The following is a 21,582-nucleotide window of genomic DNA, read 5'->3' as shown; positions in this document are numbered from 1 at the left end:
TGTAACAGGGTCGGCGGGGCGGGGCTTTTTGCGTCCTACCGGCTCGGCCCGATGCCTGCCTCGCGAAGGATGCGCCGCACCTGCTCGCGGGAGTACCCAGAGTCGAGCACGATGTCGGCCTGCCGCACACCAGCGCGAGCCGCCGCAATCACTGCGTCATGCAGCCGGGGGGCTGCCGCGCGCAGCGCCTCGGCCGCCTCACGGACCGCCCTGCGCTCGGGGAATTCAGCATCGCCGCTCATGCCGCCATCGTCTCACACACCAGTAGGCCACACGAGTAGGCCGCATCAGTTGACTTAATGCCTCATGATGTGGCCTACTGATGTGGCATCATGAGCGAGTGGAGGAGCGACATGACCACGGCCAACGGCAACGACCTTCGCGTCGGCGACATCCTGCACATCCCCGCAAGCGCAGACCTCGGGGGACGCCGCAGCGGATACACGATCCGGGTGACCAGCGTGGACCACGGCCCCTGCCGCCTGGGCCGCCGGTTCGTCTACGGGCTCACGCTCCGCAAGGACGGACGCGAGCGAGCCGGCCAGTCCGCGCCCCGCTGCTGCTACGTCGTAGCAGGCGAGGCTGTGCTCATCAGCCGTCCCCAGCCGTAGCCCGCCCGGGGCGGTACCCGCCGCCCCGGCACCCTTCCTGCCCTGCGCCCGACCATCCTGACTGGAGCCCCCGCATGTCCGCCGTCGCTGTTCTCCGCTGGGTTTCGATGCTCGCCACCGCAGCGCTCGCCGCCCGGGGCGAGTACGACCTCGCCGTCGTGATCGGGTTCCCGGTCATGGCCGCCGTGCTGTTTCCCGTGGGACTTGACGCCTACATGTGGGCCGCGATCATGCGAGGCCGCTCCCGCGATGTCGCCTGGGCGCTGGGGCTGGCCATCGTCGCCCAGATCGCCGCCCACCTCGTGCACGCCGACTGGTCGCAGCCCGGATTGGTCGCCCTCACCGTCGTCGTGTCCGCCGTGCCGCCGCTGGTGTGCTGGCGCGTGCACCAGCTCGCCGAACCCGAGCCGCAGCCCGAACCTGAGTCGGCCGCCCCACTGGCCCAGGACCAGATTCTCGCCGCCCTGCTCGCCGACCTGCCCCCGAAAGGCCAGCGCACCGCACCGCAGACCGCTGCCGTCATCTACAAGATCCGCGCCGCGCTCCCGGATCTCAGCGAGGCAGCAATCGCTGCCGCCCTCACCTCGTCCACTGCCTACATCCGCCGCATCGCACCCCGCCCGGCCTGACCTGTCATTCCAACCCGAAGGAGGGGCGGCCCCGCTACCGGGGAGCCGCCCTTAGCCTTCAGTCTTCAGTAGGCGCCCAAGGTAGGGCTGTGTTGCCCGTTGGAAGCAGGCCCCGCTGACCCTGGTTTCGATCGTTCGCACATGGTGAAACCCTTGTCCGACGTAGTAGGCGTGCAGTCGCGGGTTGGTGGTCCACGCATCAAGGCGTAGCCAAGTCAGCCCCGCGAGGTAAGCTTGCCCGCCTGCCCAGTCGAGCATTTCCGCCCCGAGGTTTGTGCCTGCGCGCCGCCGGGGCACCATCATCTTTGCGACGTACAAAGCGTCAGCGGGGTCGTCCTCTGCGTACCACAGAGCCTCGGGGTCTCGATCGGGCTTCCACAGGTCGTCGAGGTCTGTGTATCCAGTGAGGGTGAGCGTTGCGGCGGGATCGTCGCCGTCCCACACCATCCATGTCTGGCCTGACTGAACGGTGGCGGCAATCGCTGACGTGGGGAGAGGGATCGACCACTGATCCTCGCCGCGTGCTGCCAGCCAGGCGACGCGTTCACGGCGCCATGACATGATCACCTCGACGTCAGCCAGCGTCGCGCGTGTGACGATCATTCGCCAGCCTCGCGCCGGGCGAAGACGCTGGGGTCTCCGAGGGTGTAAACCACGCGGTTCGCGTCACCCCGGAAAACGATGGTCGTGACGCGGACCGGCCGCCCATCGGCCAGAAGCCCTGTGCGGTAGTACTCCATGATCGGTGTTCCTGCCGGAAGGCCAAGGCGCTGCACCTCTGCTGGCGTTGGCATCCTGGCCAGCAGTTCGTCAATCTCGGCGGGCTGCTGGAATCCCTTGTCGGCGAGTAGCCTCGTTGTGCCCTGCGCGATGTCTGTTGGGCTCATCAGCTCTGGTACTTCATGGGCAAGCCACATCGGGTAGTAGGTGTCCTGCGTAGACGTTGGCTCGCCGTTCACGCTGCGTGTGCAGCACCTTACGACCACCGAGTCGCCCTCGACGATCTCCAGCCGTTCCGCGATTTCGGCGGATACGGCCTCGATCCTTAACTCGAAGGTTTGGGTGGGCGTCCGTCCCTGGTCTCGCACCTCTGTCACGTAGGCGTCGGACTCGGCGACCAGGACGTCGACCTGTTCGGCGCGGGAGGCGTGGTAGGTCAGCACGACTCGATCGCGAACGACGGTGCCGAAGCCGCGACCTGGTTGCACGGAGATCAGGCCCTCGTTCACGAGCTGGGCGATAGCGAGCCGGACCGTATTGCGCGACACCTTGTACATCTCGACGAGCTGAGGCTCGGTGGGCAGCTTGTCGCCGGGGTTCAGTTGCCCGCCGGCGATCTGGCCGCGTAGTTCTGACGCGATCTTGCGGTACAGGGTCACGCTGCCATCCTCCGGTATAGGTACCAACCAAATCTAGCTCAGTGCTTGACTGCGGCCGTGGTCACATAAATGATTGGTACCTATCCAACGTCACGGCAAGTCAGCCCATGTAAGCGATCGGCTACGGGAGGAACGGGCATGGCGATCGAATCGCCGCAAGAGTGTGCACGCGCGCTGGAGAAGATCAGCCGGGCACTGTTTCACTCGCGCAACCTGGCCGTGAGCATTGACCGCGCCCAAGCTGCCCTAATGCTGGCAGACCCACGCAACTCGGGCCTTACTACGCTTATCGATCACGCGCTCGAAAATGCTGAGGACATCACGCGGTACCTCAGGGCGCTACCCGCTGGCGATATGCCAGCGGTCTAAACAGCACCGGGGCGGGCGATCGGTTGGCTCCCAGCGCCCGCCCCGGCCAGAGCGAAAGGGCAACACCCATGAGGAATCACCAGCTCGACTCGCCCCCAGTTTCCCACGGCTGGCCGCCGAGGGCTATCGGTGTCGCGCCGGTTCCGCCGCTCTCGTTGTACTTGGGCGCTGACCAGGCCCGCCGTGCGCTGCGGGAACACAGCACCGAGCGCGGGGGGCGGTGCGCTATCTGCAAGGTTTCGTCTCCATGCCGTTCTGCCGTCGCGGCCCGTGACTACCTGTTGCACATGACAATTCCCGTCGAGGTCGCCGAGCGTCCGGCCTCTGCGCCGCTGCTGAGCCGGGCGTTCCGGCTGATGCTCGGCGAGGGGCGGCACAGTGCACCCGTGCGCCGTGAACCGCAGTTCAATGCGCGCGGCTGGGTCTCGGCATGACGACGGCCTTGCTCGCACGTTTCCGGTTGCTGGATCGTGCCCCGCAGCCGGGCGACGTGCTCTGGCTGACCGATAAGGCCAGCCCTCAGTTCGCACGCGGGCTGACGGTGCGCGCGACGAAGGTGGCGCCGCGCAAGTCCACTGTGGCTGGTTGGTTGTGGGTTGAGGGATACCAGCTCAACGAGCGTGGTGAGGCGACTGCCCGCCGCAGTGTGTTCGTGAACGCCTCGGGCCTATACCGGGCCACGTCTGCCTATTCCTGACCGCCCCCGTGGCGGGGAAGTGCAGGGACATCTGTCCCCAGGCCACCCCGCCACAGTCCACATAGGAGGCAAGACGTGGACAAGCAGGCTTGCTGCCCCGGCTCGCTGGCTACCTATACCGCTGCCGAGCTGGGGCGCATGCCCCCTGGGCAGCTCGCCGGAACGGTTGTGCGGACCTGCGCCGCGCAGCCCGGCGTCTACCACACTTTTCCAGCTACCCCAGGTTCCCGGCGCATCGACCTCGCCGGAGGCACCGGACCATGATCATGGAGTACGCAATGTCCGCACGCATCGCCGCCGTGTCCGACCTGCACCGGGGACACCACAGCTACCCCGAATCCCTCGCTGATGAGTTCCTCCGCGCGGAGGACGCCGGGGCTGACCTGCTGCTTCTGCCCGGGGACCTTACCCAGGCAGGCCGCCGGGAGCAGGCGTACAGCGTCGCCGCTGACCTGTCACGCAGCAAGCTGCCGAAAGTCGCAGTCCTCGGCAACCACGACACGAACGGTCGATCGCCGCGCGAGATCGCCGACCTGACAGCCATCCTCACCGATGCCGGAGTGACCATCCTGGACAACGGGGCGACGACGCTCGCCGTCCGGGGCGTCACCATCGGGATCGCGGGCGGCAAAGGGTTCCCCGGCGGGTGGGGGCCGACCGCTGACTCAGAACACGCTGAGGCCGCCGTGAAGATCGCTACCTCTCTCTCGTCGCTGAACACCGATGTGAAGATCGCCGTTTTCCATTACGCCCCCTGCGTTGGTATCACGGTCGGTGACCGGGCCGCTGAGTGGAAGCTCGGGAACCGGCTGCTGGGCGTCGCGGCTGACCTCGGGGGCGCCAGCCATGTGTTCTGTGGTCACTCGCACTGGGGCACGGCGCGCGCTGTGACCCCGGGCGGGGTGACCGTCGACAACGTCGCGTGGGCGCTGCGCCGCGCGATCACCATCGTGCAGGTTCCGGCACGTGCGGCGGCATTCCTCGCCGCATAGGACCTGCCGCACAAAGGAAATGCACATCCTGAAGGAGGAACAGACATGCACCCCCTGCACAGCCGGGACACCAGGGTTGACCCCCTGGTTCCGGGCGGGTCGCTGCTGCCGCTCAGCGAGCGTGGCGGCGTCACTCACCCGATTGCCCACACGCCCGGGGCGCTGCGCCCGTTTGCCGCGACCCTGGCACGCCCGATGCAGCCCGCCAGCAAGAACCACGACACCGTCAGCACGAGCAACACACGCAAGGACCCGACCGAGATCTCTGCGGACGGCAAAGTCACGAGCGACACGAACACCGTCGTCACGACAGACACGTAGGAACGGGGAGCCTCGATGACCGCGAACACGATTCTCGTGCTGACCGCCCATGACGACTCAACCGCCGATGCGGTGGTTTATGCGCTGCGCAAGCGGGCTGCGCGTGTGGTTTGCATGGACACCGGCGACTTCCCCCGGCACCTGTACCTGGCGGCATCAACGGGGGAAGCCGGCTGGCAGGGGGTGCTGTACGGCGATGACGTAACCGTGAACCTGGGGGAGATCGGAAGCGTGTACTACCGGCGGCCCACCAAGTTCGTTCTCCCGGAAGGGTTGTCGGACGGCGATGCCGTGTTCGCGACCGTCGAGGCCCGCCTCGGGCTCGGGGGCGTGCTCGCCTCCCTCGATGCTGTGTGGGTCAACCACCCGCACCGGGTCGCCGCCGCCGAGTACAAGCCCCTCGGGCTGTGCACGGCGATCCGGTGCGGGCTCAACGTTCCCAAGACGCTGATCACCAGCAACTACGCCCAGCTCGCCGAATGGGCGGCAGCACTTGGCAGCCCCATCGTGTGCAAGACCCTCTCGTCGATCGTGCTCACAGAGGGCGCTGAACCCCTCATGACCTACACGACCAGAGTCGATCCTGCCGCCGTCGACCCCGCACAGCTCGCTGTCACCGCGCACCTGTTCCAAGCCTGGGTACCGAAAAGCTACGAGGTCCGGGTCACGATGATCGGTGCGACTCCGCTGTCCGTGGCGATCCACGCTGACAGCGACCGTGCTCACGTGGACTGGCGCTCGGACTTCGGCGCGCTGCGCTACGAACTCATTGACACACCGCGACATGTCACAAGCCAGCTCACCGCCTACATGGCTACCTTCGGCCTGACCTACTGCGCGTTTGACTTCGTGGTCGACCCCGCCGGAACGTGGTGGTTCCTGGAAGGCAATCCGATGGGGCAGTGGGGCTGGCTCGAAGACGAAACCGGGGCTCCGATCGCCGCAACCCTGGCCAACCTGCTCATGAACGGAACCCGCTGATGACCAACGAATGGCGCGCACACTCCCGCGCGCTGGCCGCCCAGCTCGACGCCCTCGGCGTACTGGAACCCGGCTGGCGCACGGCATTCGAGGACGTGCCACGGCACCTGTTCGTACCCCGCTTCTACCGCTACCCAGACAACGCCCTCGTCTCCAGCGCTGAGCCTGACCTGCGCGGCGAATGGCTCGACGGGGTTTACTCGGATGAATCCCTGGTCACCCAGCGGGCACAGGCGCCCGACGCCGACCTCACGTTCCCGACCAGTTCGTCAACCCGCCCAAGCCTCATGGCCCGCATGCTGCAACTACTCGGCGCGCAACCCGGGCAGAGGGTGCTGGAGATCGGCACCGGTACCGGCTACAACGCCGCCCTGCTGTGCTACCACCTCGGAGACACCCACGTCGCCAGCATCGACATCGACCCGTCACTCGTTGCCATCGCGCGCGAACGGCTCGCCGTCCTCGGCTACCACCCGCACCTCACGTCAGGCGACGGATCACTCGGCATGCCAGAGCACGCCCCCTACGACCGGATCATCGCCACCTGCGCCGTCCCCGCGATCCCGTCCGCGTGGATCAGCCAGCTTCACCGGGCAGGCCGCATCGTGACCGACATCCGTGGCGAGCTGACAAGCAGCCTCGTGGTCCTCGATCGGGTTGCCGTTGACACTGTGGTCGGCCGGTTCCTGGCAGAGCCAGGCCACTTCATGTGGCTCAGGGCAGCAGTCGGCAACCCTCTACGCGATGGCGGAACCCTCATCCGCGACCGCGACCACACCAACAGCACCACCCGGCCCAGCAGCCTTGACCCAGCCATCCTCGACGACCCAGGGTTCAGGTTCGTGGTCCAGCTCGACGAACCCCACATCACCGCCCCGGGCACCATCAGCTACGACCACGGGCCAGAAAAGCTGTACATCCGGGCCGGTGAATCCTGGGCCGAACTCGACAGCAGCGGCACCGTGACCGAGGGCGGCCCCCGCCGTGTCTGGGCACAGATCGAGCGCACCGCCGCCACATGGGATAAGCACGGCCGCCCGGACCGTGAGCGGTTCGGCATCACTGCCAGCACCCACTGGCCCGCCCGTTACTGGATCGACGAACCTGACAACGACTGGCGTTAGAACCCACGGCCCCCGCTGGGTACCAGCTACCCGGCGGGGGCATTTCTCGCACGAAGTTATCCACAGGCTGTGCACATCCATAACCAGACCCGCTAGTTGATCTTTATTTCCCCTGTTCGGCAAGGGTGGATGTTTATCCACAGGCACCGGCACTGTGGACTCCCCGCCCCGCACAGTAACCCCACGACCCGCCAGCGGAGGAGGAACACGTGGGGGCGAGAAACGGAGTCGGGCGGTACGGCGAGCGCGTCGCGGCCCGCTACCTGGCCGAGGCGGGCATGCGGATCGTGGCCCGCAACTGGCGGCGCCGCTACGGCGAGCTGGACATCATCGCGGCCGACGGGGACGTTCTCGTCATCTGTGAGGTGAAGACCCGGCGCGGCGCCGGGTACGGGCACCCGGCGGAAGCCATCACCCTGCGGAAACAGGACCAGCTCCGCAGCCTCGCCAGCCGATGGCTCGACGGCAGGCCGGAGCCGGGTGCTGTCCGGTTCGACGTGCTGAGCGTCTGGCCACAGCGGCGGGGGCCGGCGAAGGTCGAGTACCTGCGCGGGGCGTTCTGATGGGGTACGCGCGAGTCACAGCGGCAGCGCTCCAGGGCGCGGAGGGCCGGCTGGTCGAGGTGGAGGCCGACGTCACCAGCGGGCTGCCAGGCCTGCTGCTGACCGGTCTTCCCGACGCGGCCCTGCAACAGGCCAGGGACAGGGTGCGCGCCGCCGTCCTGAACTCCGGGGAGCTGTGGCCACGGCACCGTGCCACGGTCAACCTGCTTCCGGCCTCGCTGCCGAAGTTCGGCTCAGGGTTCGACCTGCCGATCGCGATCGCGCTGCTCAGCGCCGACGAGTCGTTGCCGGCCCACGCGGTCGACGGCATCCTGCTGATCGGCGAGCTGGGCCTCGACGGCCAGATCCGCCCGGTGCCAGGAGTGCTGCCTGCGGTCCTCGCCGCGGCCAGGGCCGGCATCGCACGGGCCATCGTCCCGGCGGGCAATGCCAGGGAGGCGGCTCTCGTGCCCGGCATCGCGGTTTCCCCGGCCAGCACCCTCGGGGGCCTGCTGTCCCACTTCAGGGAAGGTACGCGGCTGCCGGCGGCGGAACCGGCCGGTGACAGCCCAGCCCCGCCAGCGGGTGACCTGGCCACAGTGGCCGGACAGGAGACGGCCCGGTGGGGCCTGGAGATCGCGGCGGCAGGCGGGCACAACCTGGCCATGATCGGGCCACCCGGAGCCGGGAAGACCCTGCTGGCCGAGTGCATGCCGGGGCTCCTCCCCGAACTCGACGACGCCTCAGCGCTCGAAGTCACGGCCGTGCACTCCATCGCCGGCCTGCTGCCGGAAGCCGGCCTCATCCGCCGCCCGCCGTACCAGGCGCCCCACCACACGAGCAGCCCGGCGGCGCTGGTCGGAGGTGGCAGCGGGCTTGCCCGGCCGGGAGCGGTCACCCTGGCGCACCGGGGAGTGCTCTTCCTCGACGAGGCCCCGCTGTTCCAGAGCGGCGCGCTCGAAGCGTTACGGCAGCCGCTGGAGTCGGGCCGGGTCCAGCTGCTGAGGGTTCAGGGGACCATCGAGTACCCGGCCAGGCCACAGCTCGTCATCGCCGCCAACCCCTGCGGGTGCGCTGCCGGGCCGAGGGCGTGTGAGTGCAGTTCGCTGGCACGCCGCAGGTTCCTCGGCAGGCTGTCCGGGCCGCTGCTCGACCGGGTCGACATCCAGCTCACCCTTGAACCTGTCGCGGCTGCCGACCTGCTGTCCGAGTCAGTACCCGACAGCTCGGCCGAGGTCGCTGCCCGGGCAGCCAAGGCCCGTGCCGCCGCGCAGGCCAGATGGCTGGAATGGGGCTGGCGGACCAACAGTGAAGTACCAGGCCGGGCGCTCCGGGCCCAGCCCTGGCGGCTCCCGCTGCCCGTCACAGCCGACCTCACCCGGCACCTCGACCTCGGCCTGCTGTCGGCGCGCGGCTACGACCGGGTGCTCCGCGTCGCCTGGACCATCGCCGACCTGGCGGGCCGGCCCTCCCCGGACCGCGAAGACATCGCCGAAGCCATCCACCTGAGAATGAGGAACGCGCCATGAACACCCCCGCGAACACCCGGCTCGCCCGCGTCGCGCTGGCCTGCCTGATCGAACCAGGCAACACGCTGCTCGGCCAGCTCCTGGCAACGGCAGGCCCGGAACAGGCACTCGACATGCTGCTGACCGCGCCGCCCGAAGCCCGGTCCTCCGGCGCCCCTGCCCAGCTCGCCGCCCTCGGCGCAGCGGCCAGAGCCCGGCTCGGCGGCCGCGAACCCGAAGAGGTGGCCACGACAGCCATCGAAGCGGCGGAACGACTAGGAGCCCGGCTCATCACCCCGGAGGACGCGGACTGGCCGTCCAGTGTGGACGATCTGGCGCGGACCTCGTCAGCGGAACGCGACAGCCAGCCGCCAATCTGCCTCTGGGTACGAGGACGGCACCCGGTCGCCGAAGCACTGGACCGATCCATAGCCATCGTCGGCTCCCGAGCGGCCAGCAACTACGGCACGCGGCTCGCCACAGAGCTCGGCTACGACCTCGCACGGCGGGAATGGGCTGTCGTGTCCGGCGGCGCGTACGGGATCGACGCGGCTGCGCACCGCGGGGCGCTGACCGCTGGCGGGCTGACCGCGGTGGTCCTGGCCTGCGGGATCGACACCATCTACCCACTCGGCCACGCGAGCCTCTTCGACCAGGTCGCCGAAGAGGGGCTGCTGATCACCGAGTGGCCGCCGGGAGCCACGCCGCACCGGACCAGGTTCCTCGTACGCAACCGGCTCATCGCGGCGCTCAGCCGGGGCACCGTTCTCGTGGAGGCGGCGGCGCGTAGTGGGGCGCGCAGTACCGCCCGCCGGGCACGGCAACTCGGACGGCCGGTGATGGCTTGCCCCGGGCCGGCGAACTCGCTGATGAGCGCTGGTACGCACAGCGAGATCCGTGACTGCAATGCCCGGCTGGTGACCAGTGCGGAACAGGTTCTCGAAGAGGCTGGGCGGATCGGTGAGTATCTCGCGATGCCGCCACGCGGGCCGGGTAACGAACGCGACGGGCTTGAACCGGCTGCTGCCCGCCTGCTGGATTCGATACCCCTAACCCGGTCGAGAAGCCTGGAGGAGGTCGCGGCCAGCGCGGGGATCTCACCAGCCGAGGCACGCCGGAACCTGCCAAGCCTGATCGCACGGCAGCTTGTCACAGAGGACCCGCCGGGCAGGTTACGCACCCGGAGGGCTCCCCGGCGTACCCGCCCGCCGGGCAAACCCGCGTGACGAAATGAGCTAGGAACGCAGAGGGGGAGGGAGGGGAGGGGGTGGGGGAGGGCCCCAAAGGCCCCGCGGAGATCAGCCTCAACCCGCCCCTCCACCCCCCACCCCCACTAACCTCAAGGAATGAACCCCCGAGTGGAGCGCCAGCACCAGCTCCTCCCGCCTCCCCTCCGGGACTGCGTGGACGAGTTCGCCCGCTTCCTCGCCGCCGAGCGAAACCGCTCCGTGCACACCGTCCGCGCCTACACCGCCGATGTCGTCTCGCTTCTCACGCAAGCGGCGTCTATGGACGTCACAGACATCTCCACACTGGACATCCGGATCCTCCGAGCCTGGCTCGCAGCTCTCCGCGAGAACGGCGCAGCCCGGTCGAGTATCGCCAGGCGGGCCGCCGCGGCCCGGGTCTTCTGCTCGTGGGCGCACCGCCTGGGCCTGCTACCCACCGACCCCGGCCAGCTCCTGGCCAGCCCCAAACCGCAGCGCACCCTCCCCACGGTCCTACGCCCCGACCAGGTCACCCACCTGGTCACCCCGCAACCCACCACCCCGGCCCCGGCCCTACCCGACGGCCTCCCACCCACCACCCTCCGAGACCACCTGGTCCTGGAACTGCTCTACGCCTCAGGCATCCGGGTCAGCGAACTCTGCGGCCTAGACCTGGACGACGTCGACCGCGAGCGCCGCGTCCTCCGGGTTTTCGGCAAGGGAGCGAAGGAGCGCACCGTCCCTTATGGCGTCCCCGCTGACCGCGCCCTCACCGCGTACCTGACCCACGCCCGCCCGGCCCTCCTCCAGGCAGCGCAGCAAAGCCCCCGCCCGCAGACCGCGACCACAACCGGGCAAGCATCCGGTCATGCCCTCCTTCTGGGAGACAAAGGCCGCCGTCTCAACCCCTCCAGCGCTCGCCGCATCGTGAACAGGGCGGCAGCCGACCGGGGCCTCCCGCACCAGTCGCCTCACGACCTGAGGCACGCCACCGCCACCCACCTTCTGGAAGGCGGCGCGGACCTCCGCTCGGTACAGGAACTGCTGGGGCACGCTTCCCTGGCCTCAACGCAGGTCTACACCCACGTCTCCGTCGAACGCCTCCGCTCGGCCTTCCAGCAGGCCCACCCCCGAGCCTGACTGCTCGTGGCTCTGCCAACGGCAGGGACCAGGACCCGCCTGCCACCCGCCATCCCAGCCCCCGCATAGGATCAAGTTCCATGATCCTGCCTCCGCAGCCCCTGCCCAGTGCCCGCGAACTGTTCTCGATCGATCCGTCGGTCGCTCACCTGAACCACGGCTCGTACGGCACGGTGCCGCTGCCCGTCCAGGCCGTACAGCGCGAGTTCCGGGAGCGGATGGAAGCGAACCCGATGCGCTTCTTCGCACGCGAGATCCACGGTCTCGTCGCGGACGCCCGGCATGCGATCGCCGGTTTCCTCGGTGCGGACCCGGCTCTCACCGCCCTCGTCCCGAACGCCACCACCGCCGCGCAGATCGTCGCCGAGTCAGTTCCCCTCACGAACGACGATCAAGTCATCGTCACCGATCATGCGTACGGCACGGTGGTCTGGGGTCTGACCAGGGCATGTGCTCGTTCCGGTGCTGAGGTCGTCACCGTGCCGATCGACCTGGACGCCACAGATGACGAGATAGTGGCGGCTCTGCAGTCGGCCGTCACTCCTCGCACCCGGCTCCTCATGGTCGACCACATCACCTCACCAACCGCCAAGGTGATGCCCGTCGAGCGGATCGTCGCGGCCATGGGCGAAGCAGGGGTGCCAGTCATGGTCGACGCCGCCCACGCCCCGGGCATGCTGCCCGTGGACGTGACGGCCCTCGGCGCCGATTTCTGGCTGGGTAACCTGCACAAATGGGCCTATGCCCCTCGCGGCACCGCGGCGCTCGTCATCAAGCCCCGCTGGCGTGACCAGATCCGGCCCGTGGTCGTGTCCTGGGAGGACAACGCGGGTTTCCCGGGCTCCGTCGAATGGCAGGCGACCGCCGACTACACCGGCTGGCTGGCAGCTCCGGCTGGAATCGCCGTCCTCAACCAGCTCGGCGCCGACCAGGTCAGGGCACACAACGCCGCCCTCGCCGCCTATGGCCAGCGCATCATCGCCGAAGCCCTGAACTTGCCCGCCGGCCCGCCAGCCTCAACCCCGATCGCCATGCGCCTCCTCCCGTTGCCCGCCGGCATGTTCACCAGCGCGGGGGACCTCACGAGGTTCCGCGACAAGGTGGCAGAGGAAGCCAAGCTCGAACTAGCGATGAACTACTGGCGGGACCAGGCCTTCGTCCGCATCTCCGCCCAGGTCTACAACCACCCCGGCGAGTACGCCCGGTGCGCGGAAACGCTGAACAAGCAGCTCACAGCCCTCTGAGTTTTCCACACCCCCACGCGCTGTCCACAAGGGAACCAACCTCCACCCCTCACAGGCGCATCCTGCGCTCATGCCCAAACTCCTCCCCCTCCTCCTCACCACCACCCTCCTCCTTCAACCAGCCCAACCCCCAAACCCCGAAACCCTTCACTTTGTACGAGCCGAGGCGCCCCCACCTCCTCCCGGGCGCTTCGGCTGGCCCCTCGACGGCAGTCCCCGGATTCACCGCAGGTTCGACCCTCCGCCCAAGCCCTGGCTACCGGGCCACCGTGGAGTGGATCTCGGAGGCTCGCCTGGCCAGCAGGTCCGCGCGGCTGGCCCGGGCACCGTCCACTTCGCCGGGACAGTCGCCGGTACCGGAGTCGTCAGCATCGCCCACCCCAACGGCCTGCTCACCACGTACCAGCCCGTCACCACCACCGTCTCGGCAGGTCAGCAGCTCAGCACCGGAGACCCGATCGGCACCCTCGATCCCGGCCACGAAGGCTGCCCGGCTCCCGCATGCCTGCACTGGGGCCTCAGACGCGGCCGCACGTACCTCGACCCACTGGCCCTCCTGAACCGCGCCCGAGTCCGCCTGCTCCCACCCACCCGCCTCACAGCCACCCACACCACCGTTCCCTCGGCCCAACCGCTCCCCGCCGCAACCACGGCGTCCGCCCAGACAGTTAGGCTCCATACGTTGACGTCGACGAACGGAGAAAGAGCCGTGGAGCGTACCCACGCTGCCCCGCGTACCGCCGTTGTCTGGGCGGTCCTGCGCGCCGAGCTGGAGCGCCGCGGGGGCGAGAAGCTGACCATCGTCGACGTCGGCGGCGGGACGGGCGGTTTCGCGGTTCCGCTGGCCGAGGCCGGGCACTCGGTGACGGTGGTGGACGCCAGCCCCGACGCCCTGGCCGCGCTCACCCGCCGGGCAGCCGAAGCTGGTGTCGCCGAGCGGATCACCGGTGTGCAGGGCGACGCTGACCGGCTCGCGGATCTCGTGCCGGACGGCGGCGTCGACCTGATCCTCTGCCACAGCGTCCTGGAGTTCGTCGACGACCCGGAGGCTGTCGTCAGCGACCTGGCCGACGCGCTGCGTCCCGGCGGGGCCGCCAGCGTGCTCGTCGCCAACCGGGCGGCGGCCGCGCTGGCCCGGGCGATCGCTGGCCAGCTGCCGGCCGCCCTGGCGACGTTCACCGACCCCGGCGGCCGTTCCGGCCCGAAGGACACGCTGCTGCGCAGGTTCGACGCTGACTCGGCCTCCAGCCTGCTCTCCGCGGCCGGGCTCGCCGTCGAGCAGCTTCACGGCGTCCGGGTCGCCACCGACCTGGTCCCCGGCGCGCTCCTCGACTCGGAGCCGGGTGCCTACGACGCGCTGCTCCGCTTCGAGCTCGCTACCGCAGCCGTCCCCCCGTACCGCGACATCGCCACCCAGCTCCACTTCCTGGCCCGCAAATCCTGACCACCCCCACCGGCCACCCCACCTGACAAGGCCACCAGCACCCGCCCGGCCGGCACCCGGGCCGGAAAGGGCACCACCGCCCCGGCCGACAACCCCAACCGGCACCCCCCCAGCGGCCACTCCAGAAGACACACCACACCCACCAGCAAGGACGCCGCCGCCCCACCACCCAGCGCGAGGAACCCATGCCAGAAGCCGTCACCAGCAGCGGGCCACCCGCCGGCCCCCGGATCGGCAGCCTCGCGGAAGTCCTGCCCGGTACGCTCTCCGCCCTCACCGGCCGCACCGACCCGATCGGCCTGGCCGGTGCCCGCCGTGCTGTCGTCCTGCTCATCGACGGCTTCGGGTACCACCTGCTGCGGCAGGCCGGGCCCGCCGCCCCCACCGTCGGCGACATCCTGGCCGGCCGCCTGGGCCGCGTCGACGAGATCCGGTGCGGTTTCCCGTCCACCACGCCCACCAGCCTGGTCAGCTTCGGCACGGGTGCCCTGCCCGGCGCGCACGGCATCGTCGGCTTCCGGGTCAACGTGCCCGGCTCCGACCAGGTCCTCACGCACATCCAGTGGATGGACGAGCCCGACCCGGCTCTCTGGCAGCCACTCAGTACCCAGTTCGAGCTGGCGGGCCTCCGGACAGCCGTCTTCGCCCCCGCCGCGTACGAGGGCAGCGGCCTCACCCGCTCGGCGTACCGGGGCGCGCCGTACCACGGTGCCTCGCTCGACACCCTCGCCGACCAGATCCTGTCCAGCGACGCCGACCTCGTCTACGGGTACCACCCGGCGGTCGACGCGGCCGGGCACCGGTTCGGGATCGGCTCCCCGCAGTGGCTGGCCGAGGTCGCCGCCGTCGACGAGCTGCTCAACCGGCTGGCCACCGAGCTTCCGGCCGGCACGGCGCTGATCGTCACCGCCGACCACGGCATGGTCGACATCCCGGAGTCCGGCAAGGTCGACTTCGACGCGATTCCCGGCCTGCGGTCCGGGGTCCGCGTCCTGACCGGCGAGGCCCGCGTCCGGTACGTCCACACCACACCCGGCGCGACCGCTGACGTCGCCGCTGCCTGGCGCGCCGTTCTCGGCCCCGAGCCGCTGATCCTCACCCGTGAGGAAGCCGTGGACACCGGCTGGTACGGCGAGGTGGCTCCGGCGCACCTGCCGCGCATCGGTGACCTCGTCGTGGTGTGCCAGGGGGCTCAGGCCGTCGTCTGCGCCACGACGGAGCCGCTCGAGGCCATGCTCGTCGGGTACCACGGTGCCATCAGCCCCGCCGAGACCGGCATCCCGCTGATTGTCGTACCCGCCAGGTAGCTTGCTCCCGTGAGCCGTCAGCCCGTCCCCCGTGAGCGCGACGCCCGCTTCGGGCCGGGCGCCGACGATGCGGGCTGCCCGATCCTGCACGTCGACATGGACGCCTTCTACGCGTCCGTCGAGCTGCGCCGCCGCCCGGAGCTCCGCGGCCGCCCCGTGATCGTCGGCGGCCTCGGCCCGCGTGGCGTCGTCAGCGCCGCCAGCTACGAGGCCCGCACGTTCGGGGTCCGCAGCGCCATGCCGATGGCCCGTGCCCGCCGCGCCTGCCCGCAGGGTGTGTATCTCCCGCCGGACTTCACGGAGTATTCGGCGGTGTCGAAGCTGGTCATGGCGATGTTCCGTGACGTGACCCCGCTCGTCGAGCAGCTGTCGGTCGACGAGGCGTTCCTGGACGTTTCCGGCGCGGTCCGCCTGTTCGGCTCGCCGGGCGCCATCGCTCAGCGGCTCCGGGCCCGGGTCGCGGGCGAGCTGGGCCTGACCTGTTCCGTCGGCGTCGCGCAGAACAAGTTCCTCGCCAAGCTGGCCTCGACGCGGGCCAAGCCCGACGGCCTGCTCATCGTCCCCAGGGCCCTCATGCTCGACTTCCTGCACCCGCTTCCCGTCGGGGCGCTGTGGGGTGTGGGGGAGCGGACTGCCGAGGTCCTGAGGCGGCTCGGCCTGACCCTGGTCAGGGATGTCGCCAACGCCCCGCCGGCCTCCCTGCGCTCAGCGCTCGGCGAGGCGGCGGGCCGGCACGTCCACGAGCTGTCCTGGGGCCGCGACGAGCGCCGGGTCACGACGCGCGCCGCGGAGAAGTCGATCGGCGCCGAGACGACGTTCGACGTGGACGTCACCGATCCTGACCAGCTCCGACGGGCGCTGCTCGGCCTGGCACAGCAGTCCACCCGGCGGCTGCGCTCGGCAGCTCTGACCGGCCGCACCGTCGCGCTCAAGGTGCGGTACGACGACTTCACGACCGTCAGCCGTTCGCGGACGCTGGCCGTGGCCACCGACGTGACCCGGGAGGTCTTCGAGACGGTCTGGGGGCTGTACGAGACGCTGCGCGCGACTCAGGGCGCCCGCCCCGTCCGCCTGATCGGGGTCCGGATCGAGAGCCTGGTCGAGGCCGCCGGTACTCCTCGGCAGCTCACGCTCGGCGAGCCGGAGCACGGCTGGCGCGAGGCCGACCAGGCCGCCGACGCCGTCACGGCCCGCTTCGGCTCCGCGGCCATCCGCCCCGCCAGCCTGCTGCGTCCTCGTGAGGACCCCGGCACCGCCGCATCCTCCGCCTGATCCGGGCCGCCCGGCACCGTCCCGCGCGCCTCCCCGGCGAGGGCCCAGCCATCCCGGGAACGCATCCGCCGCAGGCAGAAATTCGTTCCTGGCCACGTATCAAAGCCTTGACCAGGGATGATCCGGGCAACGTGACCCTGGGGCTGAAAGGTTGTGAACTCTCACCCGCCGATCGGCTGCCCGCTACCGCCCGGAAGGTGGCAGGATAGAGGGGTGACACCGGGTTAAGGTCCGTTACACCCCGGGTTGGGAAGCTGAAGGCCGGCTGAGCGAATCTCTGGCCAACATCATGCTTTCCGACTCGATGGACCCCTCGTAGACTGGCCACTAAGCAGCCGATCGGCTGCGCGGTCCGCCGACCCGCCCCGGGTCGGCTCGACGACCGGGGAGGAGTGCCGTGCCGCTCTCCGAGCATGAGCAGCGACTGTTCGAGGAGATCGAGCGGTCGCTCGCCGATGACCCCAAATTCGCCTCGGCGGTGCGCGCCAGCGATCCCGGCTACCGCAGCCGGCGTCGTCTGGTGGCCGCGGGCGGGCTCTTGGTCGTCGGGCTCGCGTTGCTGATTTTTGGAACTGTGAGCAACCTGACGCTGCTGGGTGTCGCCGGTTTCGTGGTGATGCTGGGCGCAGCGGCCTTCGGACTGCAGTCGCAGCGCAGGGCGCATCGGCCCGAGTTGCGCGCGGTCGGCGGGCAGGCGAGCCGCCGGACTCGCCAGCGACGGTCCTCCATCGTCGACCGGCTCGAAGAGCGCTGGCGGCGGCGGATGGACGACCACTAGTCACCGATCCTGATCAGGCCCGGGCGCGGAGTACCCCCGTCTCCGCCCGCCGGGCCTTCACCTTGCCCTGACACGCCCCGGCCCCGATCAGCGCCGGCCTCCGGCCTCAGCCTGACCCGACCGCAGCCACACCCGGGCCCCCGGCACCCTGCCGCCAGCACCCCACTCATGCCCTCGCCGTGGTACAAGTGTGTTGTTCCGGCCTCACTCGAAGCCGGGAACAGTGATGGCTCCCACCTGGCCGGAGGGAGCCATCACCACTAGAGCCCAGAAACTGCCGCTATCCCGCTCTGCGCAGCAGCCTGCTCGGCGCGAACCGCCGCTGGAACCGCCCGCCCCGTTCGAGGATGGCGTAGCCGGCCGAGGCCAGCCCCAGCCGCCAGCCCTCCACAGTGGAGGGCGGGAACAGCGTGGCGGCGAGTTTCGTGCTGCGCCCGGCGCCTGCTCGCAGCCCGGCCTGGACGGCGGCCACGGCCTCCTCCAGCCCCTCGGGTGTGATCGGGCTGCGGGCGTAGCGTGCCCGTTCCTCGGCGGTCGCGATCAGCGCGGCCCCGTCGGCGGCCGGGCCGGTGAGCAGCCCGGCGAAGCTCCGGTCGCCGACCCGGTGGCCGGTGAGCCGGGCCGCCAGTGCCCTCGGGGTCTCGTTCGTCTCTCCGCTGACCTTGTAGTCGGCCAGCAGGTCGAGGAATTCGGCCCAGGCTGCGTGTGCTCGTTCCCTGGCGACGGCCAGGTCACCAGCCGCGCCTGCCCGGGTGCTGAGCCGCTGCCGCCGCCGGAGCGCACGGGCGGCTGCCGGGACCAGCAGGACCAGGAGGACGGCCAGCGTGCCGAGGGCGTACCAGGGCCACTGGGCCGGCTTGGCCTCCGGTCCGGACGGTGCCGGGATCGGGGCGGTGCTGATGTCCTCGCCCTTCTCCTTGGGGCCCTTGTTCGGGTCGGTCTCCTCGTCGGGGTCGGCCTGGTTCTCCTGGCCGGTGCCGGGCGAGGTGGACGGCTTGTTCGGGTCCGGGGCCCACGGGTAGACGATGGAGCCGGTGACGTTGCTGCTCGGGGTCGGGTCGAACACCACCCAGCCGTAGCCGGCGAAGTACACCTCGACCCAGGCGTGCAGGTTGAAGTTCGAGACGATGCGCTTCTTGCTGTTCGACGGGTCCAGCGGGTCCGAGTCGCCGACGGTGAAGCCGGTGGCGACCCGGGCCGGGAACTTGGCCTGCCGGACCATCCACGCCATCGAGGAGGCGTACTGCTCGCAGTAGCCCTTCTTGTTCTTCAGGAAGTTCTCGATGTCGCTGCCCGAGGTGCCTTCCTTGGTGGACAGCGTGTAGTCGAACCCGTTGTCCTTGGCGAAGTAGTTGAAGATCGCCATGACCTTGTCGTACTGGGTGTTCTGCCCCGACGTGAGCCTGGCGACCTCGTTCGCGACGTAGCTGTTCGCCGGGACGCTCGAGTAGAGCCGCATGTTCTCGTCGTCGGGGGACAGGCTCGGTGCCTTGCGGAGCCCGTCACTGGGGAAGGTCAGGTCGGAGTAGGCCACGGTGTACTTGCCGCTGCGTATGTTCCCGGAGTTCGTGAAGATGGCGCTGGTCCGGGTGTCGTACTCCCACTTGCCCTTGGTCTTCTTCGTGTCGAGCGTGACGGCCTTCGGCCGGGCGAACACCGGCAGGTAGCGGGCCTCGAGTTCGAGGATCTCGATGGTCGCAGTCCGGTCCTTGCGCTTCACGTCGGCAGGCAGGCCGAGCCCGGGGTCCGGGATGGCGTTGAGCGGCTTCACCGATCCGCTGCTGGCCGAGCTGGGCTCGAATCCGGCCTGGGTCACCTTGTCGGCGACAGCCAGCCGCAGGTACGTGGCTGAGCCGTCGTCGCCGCTGGTCACCCGGGCCATCGGGATCTTCCTGTCGCGCATCAGCGAGCCTTTGAGCTGCGTGATCGGGTTGACCACCGTGGAGTTGCCGCTGCGGCCGGAGCCGGAGCCTCCGGGGCCGTCCCCGCCGTTGATCACGCCGAACTTGTCGAGGAAGCCCGAGCTGAGCCCCGGGATCAGCAGCGGGATCGCCACCGCGATCGCCAGCCCGGCCAGGCCCAGCCTGCGCCCGGCTGCCGCCATCGGCGAGGGTTCCCAGGCGTCGATGTCCTTGCCGTCGCCGCTGAACCGGCGGCCCCAGCGGCGCACCCGGTCGGTGTTGTCCGCGACCAGCAGCCACAGGTATCCGCCGGCCCCGAGCACGAACGGCACGATCGGCACACCCGTGTCGATCACGGCCACCGGCACCGAGTAGATCGCCAGCATCGGCAGCCCGGCGAGGGCAGGCCGCCGCAGCGTCACGGCGAACAGGTCGACCAGGCAGGCCACCACGCCCACCCCGAGCAGGGTGAGGAACTGGAGGGCCTCGCGGCTGGGCGCAGGCACGCCCACTTCCTGGATGTCGTTGCCCGCCCGGGTCAGCAGCTCGTTGAAGTGCCCGAAGACCCCGCCGGTGGGGATGATCCCCGCGATGGCGTGCCCGCCGCTGAACCGCGACGTGAGGAAGAGCAGCAGCACGCCCAGGGTGATCAGCGGCTGCGCCCAGGACGGGGCGCGCAGCGCCCGCGCGGTGACCGCGGCACCGGAGATGAGCACGATCACGATCACCGACAGGGTGACCAGCCAGCCCCAGCTCTCGAAGACCGTGGTCAGCGGGGCGATGGCCAGCAGGCTCGCCACCGCGGCGATGATCGCGACATGCCTGCGCTGGCTCATGACTGCACTCCCGTCGAGACGGTCTCGGCCATCGCCGCCCGGTACGCGAAGCCCTGGTTGCTGCGGGCGGCCTGCGGCCAGAGGGCGGGGAGCCTGGCGCCGTGCCCGGCACCCACGACCCGCCAGCCGGCCCGCAGCAGGGCGAGCGCGGAGGCCTCGTGGGCTCGCTGGGCCGCCTCGCGCTGGCTGGGCGGCAGCTGGAGCCAGGACGTGCTGTCGAGCAGGAGCGCCACACAGGTCGAGCCGGTGCGGCGCAGCCCGGCCAGCTGCTCGGCCTCCTCCGGGGTGACCAGGCCGAGGACGGCGATGATCAGGCCGCCGTCCGAGCGGCGCCGGATCCGTTCCATGAGGCGGCTGAGGTCGGGGCGGGTGGCCAGCTTGACCTCGGCCAGGTAGTCCAGGAGCGCGCCTTCGCCGTCGCCTTCGGTGGCGTCGATGTCGGCTCCGGTGTCGGTGACCATCCGCAGCTTGTAGCCCTCGCGGCGCAGGTGCAGCGCGATGCTGGCCGCTGCGGACACCGACCACTCGAAGCTGGAGGCCGGGCCCTCGCCGCGGTGGGCCGTCCCGCGGGTGTCGAGGACGATGGTCGCCTTCGACTCCCAGGGCTGCTCCTCGCGGCGGACCATGAGCTCGCCGACCCGGGCTGTGGAGCGCCAGTGCACCCGGCGCAGGTCGTCGCCGTGCCGGTACTCGCGGGTCGCCGTGTCGTCCTCGCCGTGCACGGCCACCGACCGGGCACGGCTCTCGCCCGACCCGGCGTACTCCCCGGCGAGCTTGATCTCGGGCAGTGCGGTGACCTGCGGGATGACCGTCAGGTTGTCGGTGGAGGGGAAGGAGCGGGTCAGCTCGCACAGCCCGAACGGGTCGGTCAGCCGGACCACCAGCGGCCCGACCTCGTACCGGCCACGCACGTCCGCCCGCACCGTGTACGCCACGGTCGACGTCTGGTGCGCGCCGAGCCGTTCGAGGACGAGCCGTGGCCGCGACCCGAGGGCGTAGGGCAGCCGGTCCTCCAGCAGCATCGTGCCGGTCGGGATGCGGGACATGTTCTGGAGCCGGAGCACGACCCGGGCGCTGGCCCCGACGGAGGCCCGGCGGGGGTCGAGCACCCGGCTGCACGCCAGCCGGTACTTGGTCCGTGACACGTAGAGCGCGGCCAGCAGTGGCACGGCCGCCAGGAGCAGGGCGATCCGGAGCAGGTCCTTCTCGCCGAGGAGGATGGCGGACAAGCCGGCCGCGCCCGCCGCGGCGAGGAAGGACCTGCCGCGGGTGGTGAGGCCGCTCAGTGCCTCGCGCACG

23 protein-coding genes and 1 pseudogene are annotated in these 21,582 nt (G+C 70.2%); 19 read left to right on the top strand and 5 right to left on the bottom strand.

Going from position 1 to position 21,582, the window contains the following annotated elements; all coding sequences use genetic code 11:
• Positions 1 to 35: 35 nt before the first annotated feature.
• A complete protein-coding gene (locus A3G1_RS0118320; protein ID WP_018350935.1) occupies positions 36 to 242 on the bottom strand; it encodes a hypothetical protein in 207 nt (68 codons plus the stop codon).
• 90 nt (positions 243 to 332) lie between these two features.
• Here A3G1_RS0118320 and A3G1_RS0118315 point away from each other — a divergent pair, with 90 nt between their 5' ends.
• Both A3G1_RS0118315 and A3G1_RS0118310 read left to right on the top strand, forming a co-directional pair.
• A complete protein-coding gene (locus A3G1_RS0118315) occupies positions 333 to 611 on the top strand; it encodes a hypothetical protein (RefSeq protein WP_018350934.1) in 279 nt (92 codons plus the stop codon).
• Positions 612 to 685: 74 nt separating this feature from the next.
• On the top strand, positions 686 to 1,240 hold the full coding sequence (locus tag A3G1_RS0118310) for a hypothetical protein (protein WP_018350933.1): 555 nt from the start codon (positions 686 to 688) through the stop codon (positions 1,238 to 1,240).
• Positions 1,241 to 1,291: 51 nt separating this feature from the next.
• Here A3G1_RS0118310 and A3G1_RS0118305 read toward each other — a convergent pair whose 3' ends face one another.
• Together A3G1_RS0118305 and A3G1_RS0118300 are read right to left on the bottom strand one after the other, a co-directional pair.
• Positions 1,292 to 1,843 (bottom strand): N-acetyltransferase, encoded by a 552-nt coding sequence (locus A3G1_RS0118305; protein WP_018350932.1) that lies wholly within the window; start codon positions 1,841 to 1,843, stop codon positions 1,292 to 1,294.
• Positions 1,840 to 2,619 (bottom strand): GntR family transcriptional regulator, encoded by a 780-nt coding sequence (locus A3G1_RS0118300; protein WP_018350931.1) that lies wholly within the window; start codon positions 2,617 to 2,619, stop codon positions 1,840 to 1,842. The genes A3G1_RS0118305 and A3G1_RS0118300 overlap by 4 nt, the downstream gene beginning before the upstream one ends.
• A 138-nt stretch (positions 2,620 to 2,757) precedes the next feature.
• Here A3G1_RS0118300 and A3G1_RS0118295 point away from each other — a divergent pair, with 138 nt between their 5' ends.
• The 17 genes and pseudogenes from A3G1_RS0118295 to A3G1_RS0118215 all read left to right on the top strand — a co-directional run bounded on the left by A3G1_RS0118295 (position 2,758) and on the right by A3G1_RS0118215 (position 17,546).
• Positions 2,758 to 2,988, top strand: a complete 231-nt coding sequence (locus A3G1_RS0118295; RefSeq protein ID WP_018350930.1) for a hypothetical protein — start codon at positions 2,758 to 2,760, stop codon at positions 2,986 to 2,988.
• Between the two features lie 287 nt (positions 2,989 to 3,275).
• A complete protein-coding gene (locus A3G1_RS40645; protein WP_157641218.1) occupies positions 3,276 to 3,422 on the top strand; it encodes a hypothetical protein in 147 nt (48 codons plus the stop codon).
• The gene (locus A3G1_RS0118290) at positions 3,419 to 3,685 is read left to right on the top strand and encodes a hypothetical protein (protein WP_018350929.1); all 267 of its coding nucleotides are present in this window, start codon (positions 3,419 to 3,421) and stop codon (positions 3,683 to 3,685) included. Before A3G1_RS40645 ends, A3G1_RS0118290 begins: the two co-directional genes overlap by 4 nt.
• Positions 3,686 to 3,963: 278 nt before the next feature.
• Positions 3,964 to 4,677: a metallophosphoesterase family protein gene (locus A3G1_RS35450; protein ID WP_157641217.1), complete on the top strand. Its 714-nt coding sequence runs from the start codon at positions 3,964 to 3,966 to the stop codon at positions 4,675 to 4,677.
• 45 nt (positions 4,678 to 4,722) lie between these two features.
• On the top strand, positions 4,723 to 4,998 hold the full coding sequence (locus A3G1_RS0118280; protein ID WP_018350927.1) for a hypothetical protein: 276 nt from the start codon (positions 4,723 to 4,725) through the stop codon (positions 4,996 to 4,998).
• A gap of 15 nt (positions 4,999 to 5,013) precedes the next feature.
• The gene (tgmB, locus tag A3G1_RS0118275; RefSeq protein ID WP_018350926.1) at positions 5,014 to 5,979 is read left to right on the top strand and encodes an ATP-grasp ribosomal peptide maturase; all 966 of its coding nucleotides are present in this window, start codon (positions 5,014 to 5,016) and stop codon (positions 5,977 to 5,979) included.
• Positions 5,979 to 7,103: a methyltransferase domain-containing protein gene (locus A3G1_RS35445; RefSeq protein ID WP_018350925.1), complete on the top strand. Its 1,125-nt coding sequence runs from the start codon at positions 5,979 to 5,981 to the stop codon at positions 7,101 to 7,103. The genes tgmB and A3G1_RS35445 overlap by 1 nt, the downstream gene beginning before the upstream one ends.
• A gap of 209 nt (positions 7,104 to 7,312) precedes the next feature.
• Positions 7,313 to 7,666, top strand: a complete 354-nt coding sequence (locus tag A3G1_RS0118265; RefSeq protein ID WP_018350924.1) for a YraN family protein — start codon at positions 7,313 to 7,315, stop codon at positions 7,664 to 7,666.
• Positions 7,666 to 9,174: a YifB family Mg chelatase-like AAA ATPase gene (locus A3G1_RS0118260; RefSeq protein ID WP_018350923.1), complete on the top strand. Its 1,509-nt coding sequence runs from the start codon at positions 7,666 to 7,668 to the stop codon at positions 9,172 to 9,174. The genes A3G1_RS0118265 and A3G1_RS0118260 overlap by 1 nt, the downstream gene beginning before the upstream one ends.
• Entirely contained in the window at positions 9,171 to 10,379 is a 1,209-nt protein-coding gene (gene dprA / locus A3G1_RS0118255; RefSeq protein WP_018350922.1) for a DNA-processing protein DprA, read from the top strand. The genes A3G1_RS0118260 and dprA overlap by 4 nt, the downstream gene beginning before the upstream one ends.
• A 120-nt stretch (positions 10,380 to 10,499) precedes the next feature.
• Positions 10,500 to 11,501 carry a tyrosine recombinase XerC gene (locus tag A3G1_RS0118250; RefSeq protein WP_026212263.1) on the top strand — a complete coding sequence of 334 codons (1,002 nt, stop codon included), beginning with the start codon at positions 10,500 to 10,502 and terminating at the stop codon, positions 11,499 to 11,501.
• 80 nt (positions 11,502 to 11,581) lie between these two features.
• A complete protein-coding gene (locus A3G1_RS0118245; RefSeq protein WP_018350920.1) occupies positions 11,582 to 12,745 on the top strand; it encodes an aminotransferase class V-fold PLP-dependent enzyme in 1,164 nt (387 codons plus the stop codon).
• Positions 12,746 to 12,815: 70 nt separating this feature from the next.
• Positions 12,816 to 13,331, top strand: a pseudogene (locus tag A3G1_RS41170) (murein hydrolase activator EnvC family protein); the annotation flags it as partial.
• A 123-nt stretch (positions 13,332 to 13,454) separates the two neighbouring features.
• On the top strand, positions 13,455 to 14,189 hold the full coding sequence (locus A3G1_RS41165; protein ID WP_018350917.1) for a class I SAM-dependent methyltransferase: 735 nt from the start codon (positions 13,455 to 13,457) through the stop codon (positions 14,187 to 14,189).
• A 185-nt stretch (positions 14,190 to 14,374) separates the two neighbouring features.
• Positions 14,375 to 15,496: an alkaline phosphatase family protein gene (locus tag A3G1_RS0118225; protein ID WP_018350916.1), complete on the top strand. Its 1,122-nt coding sequence runs from the start codon at positions 14,375 to 14,377 to the stop codon at positions 15,494 to 15,496.
• Positions 15,497 to 15,505: 9 nt separating this feature from the next.
• Positions 15,506 to 16,768 carry a DNA polymerase IV gene (locus A3G1_RS0118220; RefSeq protein ID WP_018350915.1) on the top strand — a complete coding sequence of 421 codons (1,263 nt, stop codon included), beginning with the start codon at positions 15,506 to 15,508 and terminating at the stop codon, positions 16,766 to 16,768.
• 397 nt (positions 16,769 to 17,165) lie between these two features.
• Positions 17,166 to 17,546: a DUF3040 domain-containing protein gene (locus A3G1_RS0118215; protein ID WP_018350914.1), complete on the top strand. Its 381-nt coding sequence runs from the start codon at positions 17,166 to 17,168 to the stop codon at positions 17,544 to 17,546.
• Positions 17,547 to 17,826: 280 nt separating this feature from the next.
• Here A3G1_RS0118215 and A3G1_RS0118210 read toward each other — a convergent pair whose 3' ends face one another.
• The gene (locus A3G1_RS0118210; RefSeq protein ID WP_018350913.1) at positions 17,827 to 20,283 is read right to left on the bottom strand and encodes a transglutaminase TgpA family protein; all 2,457 of its coding nucleotides are present in this window, start codon (positions 20,281 to 20,283) and stop codon (positions 17,827 to 17,829) included.
• The gene (locus tag A3G1_RS0118205; RefSeq protein ID WP_018350912.1) at positions 20,280 to 21,581 is read right to left on the bottom strand and encodes a DUF58 domain-containing protein; all 1,302 of its coding nucleotides are present in this window, start codon (positions 21,579 to 21,581) and stop codon (positions 20,280 to 20,282) included. The genes A3G1_RS0118210 and A3G1_RS0118205 overlap by 4 nt, the downstream gene beginning before the upstream one ends.
• Position 21,582 lies beyond the last annotated feature (1 nt).

This window comes from Longispora albida DSM 44784 (assembly GCF_000379825.1).
GTDB lineage: Bacteria > Actinomycetota > Actinomycetes > Mycobacteriales > Micromonosporaceae > Longispora > Longispora albida.
This window is presented reverse-complemented; position numbering and strand designations above follow the sequence as displayed.

Bases quoted from the DNA above. Each gene is read 5' to 3' on its own strand.
- A3G1_RS0118320 (WP_018350935.1), bottom strand. From the start codon at position 242: ATGAGCGGCGATGCTGAATTCCCCGAGCGCAGGGCGGTCCGTGAGGCG.
- A3G1_RS0118315 (WP_018350934.1), top strand. From the start codon at position 333: ATGAGCGAGTGGAGGAGCGACATGACCACGGCCAACGGCAACGACCTT.
- A3G1_RS0118310 (WP_018350933.1), top strand. From the start codon at position 686: ATGTCCGCCGTCGCTGTTCTCCGCTGGGTTTCGATGCTCGCCACCGCA.
- A3G1_RS0118305 (WP_018350932.1), bottom strand. From the start codon at position 1,843: ATGATCGTCACACGCGCGACGCTGGCTGACGTCGAGGTGATCATGTCA.
- A3G1_RS0118295 (WP_018350930.1), top strand. From the start codon at position 2,758: ATGGCGATCGAATCGCCGCAAGAGTGTGCACGCGCGCTGGAGAAGATC.
- A3G1_RS40645 (WP_157641218.1), top strand. From the start codon at position 3,276: ATGACAATTCCCGTCGAGGTCGCCGAGCGTCCGGCCTCTGCGCCGCTG.
- A3G1_RS0118290 (WP_018350929.1), top strand. From the start codon at position 3,419: ATGACGACGGCCTTGCTCGCACGTTTCCGGTTGCTGGATCGTGCCCCG.
- A3G1_RS35450 (WP_157641217.1), top strand. From the start codon at position 3,964: ATGTCCGCACGCATCGCCGCCGTGTCCGACCTGCACCGGGGACACCAC.
- A3G1_RS0118280 (WP_018350927.1), top strand. From the start codon at position 4,723: ATGCACCCCCTGCACAGCCGGGACACCAGGGTTGACCCCCTGGTTCCG.
- tgmB (WP_018350926.1), top strand. From the start codon at position 5,014: ATGACCGCGAACACGATTCTCGTGCTGACCGCCCATGACGACTCAACC.
- A3G1_RS35445 (WP_018350925.1), top strand. From the start codon at position 5,979: ATGACCAACGAATGGCGCGCACACTCCCGCGCGCTGGCCGCCCAGCTC.
- A3G1_RS0118260 (WP_018350923.1), top strand. From the start codon at position 7,666: ATGGGGTACGCGCGAGTCACAGCGGCAGCGCTCCAGGGCGCGGAGGGC.
- dprA (WP_018350922.1), top strand. From the start codon at position 9,171: ATGAACACCCCCGCGAACACCCGGCTCGCCCGCGTCGCGCTGGCCTGC.
- A3G1_RS0118250 (WP_026212263.1), top strand. From the start codon at position 10,500: ATGAACCCCCGAGTGGAGCGCCAGCACCAGCTCCTCCCGCCTCCCCTC.
- A3G1_RS0118245 (WP_018350920.1), top strand. From the start codon at position 11,582: ATGATCCTGCCTCCGCAGCCCCTGCCCAGTGCCCGCGAACTGTTCTCG.
- A3G1_RS0118225 (WP_018350916.1), top strand. From the start codon at position 14,375: ATGCCAGAAGCCGTCACCAGCAGCGGGCCACCCGCCGGCCCCCGGATC.
- A3G1_RS0118210 (WP_018350913.1), bottom strand. From the start codon at position 20,283: ATGAGCCAGCGCAGGCATGTCGCGATCATCGCCGCGGTGGCGAGCCTG.